Source organism: Rhodococcus sp. YH3-3 (assembly GCF_001653035.1).
GTDB classification, from domain to species: Bacteria; Actinomycetota; Actinomycetes; order Mycobacteriales; family Mycobacteriaceae; genus Rhodococcus_F; species Rhodococcus_F qingshengii.
In genome coordinates this window covers 343,934-347,563 of sequence record NZ_BCWH01000001.1, presented here as the reverse complement: position 1 = coordinate 347,563, position 3,630 = coordinate 343,934, and the positions used below count along the sequence as shown (strand labels likewise).

The 3,630-nt window shown below is 64.8% G+C and carries 2 protein-coding genes; both read right to left on the bottom strand.

The features are described 5' to 3' along the window. A partial coding sequence (locus YH3_RS01740) for a lipid II flippase MurJ (RefSeq protein WP_238592579.1) occupies positions 1-2,855 on the bottom strand: 2,855 nt, incomplete at its 3' end. Next, on the bottom strand, positions 2,852-3,630 hold a 779-nt coding region (locus tag YH3_RS01735), incomplete at its 5' end, for a DUF6049 family protein (RefSeq protein WP_238592503.1). The genes YH3_RS01735 and YH3_RS01740, both read right to left, overlap by 4 nt.

Below are 3,630 nucleotides of genomic sequence, written 5' to 3'. Positions count from 1 at the left end.
GACGGCGTCGTCTCGGCCATCTCACGCAGCGAGCGGCCGGGAGTCCATTCGGCGACGACGATGCCGCCCGAGCTTCCGCGGACGACGTCGAGGACGCGAGCCAGACCGGGCGAGTTGATTCGTCCCAGGCGCAGAGTGCGTGAGAGAACTGCCTGCGGTCCGGACTGGCTGTCGTCGTCACCGCGCTGATCGGCGTCGACGAACGTCAGGGCTACTTCACGGTCGAGCTTGACGTCGAGAGCTTCCCAGAACTGCAGTCCGCGGGTTCCGCCGTGCGGCGCGAGCAGACGGTAGCGTCCGCCGGCGACAGATGCGCCGGGGATGAGCTTGGGTCCACGTGGCATCGGTCGCTGGGCCGGTCGTGATGCGGATCCGGCGGAAGGTGTGCGAGGTGCAGCGGGCGGTGGTGTCTGAGCGGCAGCCGTCTTCTGAGATTCGGGTGCCTTCTTGTCCGGAGCAGGCGTCTTCGGCGCGGGTGTCTTCGAGACAGGTGCTGAAGGTGTCTTCGACACGGGCGCCGAAGGTGTCTTGGACACACTGACCGGAGGTACCGGCGGAGCGGCCTTCTGCACCGGCGGCTGCGGCTTCTGACCCTGCGGGCTTTGGCCCTGCTGCGATCGCTGTGCGGGCTGCTGTGGCTTCTGACCCTGCTGTGGCTTCTGGCCGGAAGATGCGGAGGAACTCGTGGATGCAGGTGTGCCCGACGATGCCGTTGACTTCTGTTCGGACGCTTTCACGGCAGAAGTCCCGGCACTCTTGTTGCCGGAAACGTTGTCGTCGCTCACCCTCGCTCCTTCTCCATCGATAGCCCGTCCCCGAATACGCGCGGGTTGCGATCCTGTACGCCCATGACCAGGGTACGGGAGCGCACCCGGTCGTTCTTGCTCGTTTGATTCCGTTCTGATTGCAGGAATCAGCTCGGTGACGTCGTCGTCGGTGTTGTTACGTGTGTCCGGTTCGGCGCGACCTGTCAGTGAACGAATCTTGCGGGAGACCGCAACCGTTACCGACAGGACTTCCGGAACCTTCTTGAAGTAGAGAATCGTGAAGGTGATCGCGAGCATCAGGATGCCGCCGACGGCGACGCGAACCATCGAGCCGGGTCCGCCGAAACGCTCGGTGAGTTGATCGAATCCGAGGACGCGGTCGACCGCGAGCATGGTCAACGACCCGGCTAGCGAGGCGAGTACGACGGACCAGACTGTCTTGCCCACGTTGGCCATCTGCAGGTTTCCGAGGCTGCGGTGCAGGAGGTACCCGCCGATGACGGCGCCGGTGATGTATCCGAGACCGTTGGCCGCACCGAGCAGGATCACGACCTGATCGCTGTTGGATGCGAAGACCGGAGCGAGCGCCGAGAAAGCGATTTTCACTGCAGTGATGCCGAGAACGATCCACGTCGGCGTCCAGGCCTGTTCGCGGGCGTAGAACACTCGAAGTTGGATCAGGACCAGCGCGTACGGAATCAACGTGAATGCCGACCAGCTCACGGCGGTGCCGAGTCGTTCGGCCTGTTCGGGTCCGAAGCGGCCGTAACCGTAGAGCGCTTCACCGACCTGCGGACCCATGAAGGTCAGGAACATGATGATCGGAACCAGCGTGATCATGGTCAGACGCGTTGCGACCGACAGATCGTCCACGACGGCCGGGGTGTCGTCGGCAGCAGCGTTGCGGCTCAGGCGCGGCATGATCGCCGTCAGAACCGTCACTCCGAGCACGCCGTACGGGAGCTGCAGGAGCAACCAGGCCTGGCTGTAGATGGCAGGGCCGGCTTCGTCGGCGTGGGAGGAGATCTTGGTCGCGAAGATCATGCCCATCTGGCTGATCAGGACGTACAAGACGATGGCGACGGCCATGCCGCCGAACTGGCGCAGGCGGTCGTCGAGACCCCACAGCGGCTTGAGCGAGATCTTCTCGCGGCGAAGCGCGGGGATCAGGCTGGCTGCCTGCACGATGACGCCGATGGTGATGCCGATACCGAGGGTGAGCAGCTTTGCATCGCCCATCGAGACCGGATCAAGCGAGATCTCGCCCGGAGTCAGGCGGTAGATCACGAGCACCACGAGGACGACGACGTTGTTGAGTACGGGAGCCCAGGCTCCGGGCTTGAAGATCTGCCTGGTGTTCAGAAACGCTGTGAACAGTGCCGACAGCCCGTAGAACAGGATCGCCGGCAGAAGTAGATACGACAGCGCCGTGGTCAGGTCGGTGCTGACCTTGCCGTCTTCGGACAGGAAGACGTATTTGGTGAGTACGGGTGCTGCCAGGGTCGCGAGCAGCGCGGCCATGCCGAGTAGAAAGAGCGACGCCGTGAAGAGGCGTCGGACAAACGCTTCGCCGTGATCGGCGTCCTCCCGCTCGGCGCGAACCAGCACGGGGACGACGATGGCGGTCAGCACGGCGCCCAGAACCAGTTCCGCGATCATGTTCGGAATCTGGCTGGCGACGGTGAACGAGCTGGCGATGGCGGGGCCGAGGACCATCAGGATCATCAACTGCTTGGCGAATCCCGTGATACGGCTCGTCAGCGTCGCGATCGCGATGGAACCCGTTGCCGCGAGGAGTCGAGAGTTCGTCTCCTTGCGTTCCCCGACCTGGACATGGGCGTCGGTGTCGAACTCGTCCGACGTGGTCGTCTGCCGGTCGGCGAATTCCATCTCGGCTTCGCGGTACCGGGGGTAGTCGCGGATCACCGGGATGGTCATGGTGGGTGCGTCGTCGAAACGTGCGTCCGGGTTGACCGGCTGGATCGGGTAACCGCGCTCCCACGGTGGCATCCGAGGATGCGAGCGGGTCGTGGCACTCTTGCGGGTGATCGCCGAGCGGCGACCCTCCTCGGGTGGATTCCCGGTCATGAGCGTTCGTACCCTTCATCTGCTGGGTCCGGCTGACCCTTGAATCGATGCCACAGCCGTCGCCCTGCCAGGAACAGCAGCAACCCTCCCGCTGTCGCCGTCACGGCGGCCAGGGGACGACCGTACGCATTCGACCGTACGGTCACGCTGGTCGGCGTACCCAATTGGCGGCCATCTGTCGTGGTCAGCGAGAAGTTGACTTCCAGCTTGCGAGAATCGTTCATTTCCGCGGGCACAGTCAACTGTCGGCTACCTCGCGGCGGAAGCTGTTTGGGACCGATGTCACTGATCTGCATCTCGGGTGGGGCTTCCACACGCAGGTCGACGTTGATGGCGATGGGCAGTTCGTTGCGCGCCACCAGCAGGAGCGGACTCTGCCCCGACGCGAGGGTGTAGACGCCGCCCGGCGACACCACACTGACGGCCCGGTACATCCCGTCGACGGCTTCGGTGACGTTGTCGGCGCGGATGGTCGCAGCGCGCTCCGCCCGATTGACCGAAGCGGAGTCGACGTTGCGGCGATCGGCCAAGGTCATCGAGCGGAGCAGATCTTCGCGGAGCGGCGCCGTGAATCCCCGGGGGGTGAGCGAAGCCGCCGGATCGTCCACGAGCGAAGCTTCGAGCCCGTCGATACGCGGAAGTTGGGTGGTTGCGGTCTCGACGACGGACGTCTGCGGACCGTCCTGGGTAGCCCGGTCCGGGTAGTCGAGCGTGGCGGCGTCCGTCGCGCCCGGTTGCCTGCCGAGCAGTGCCGGCAGGGCCTGAGGTGAGGCGA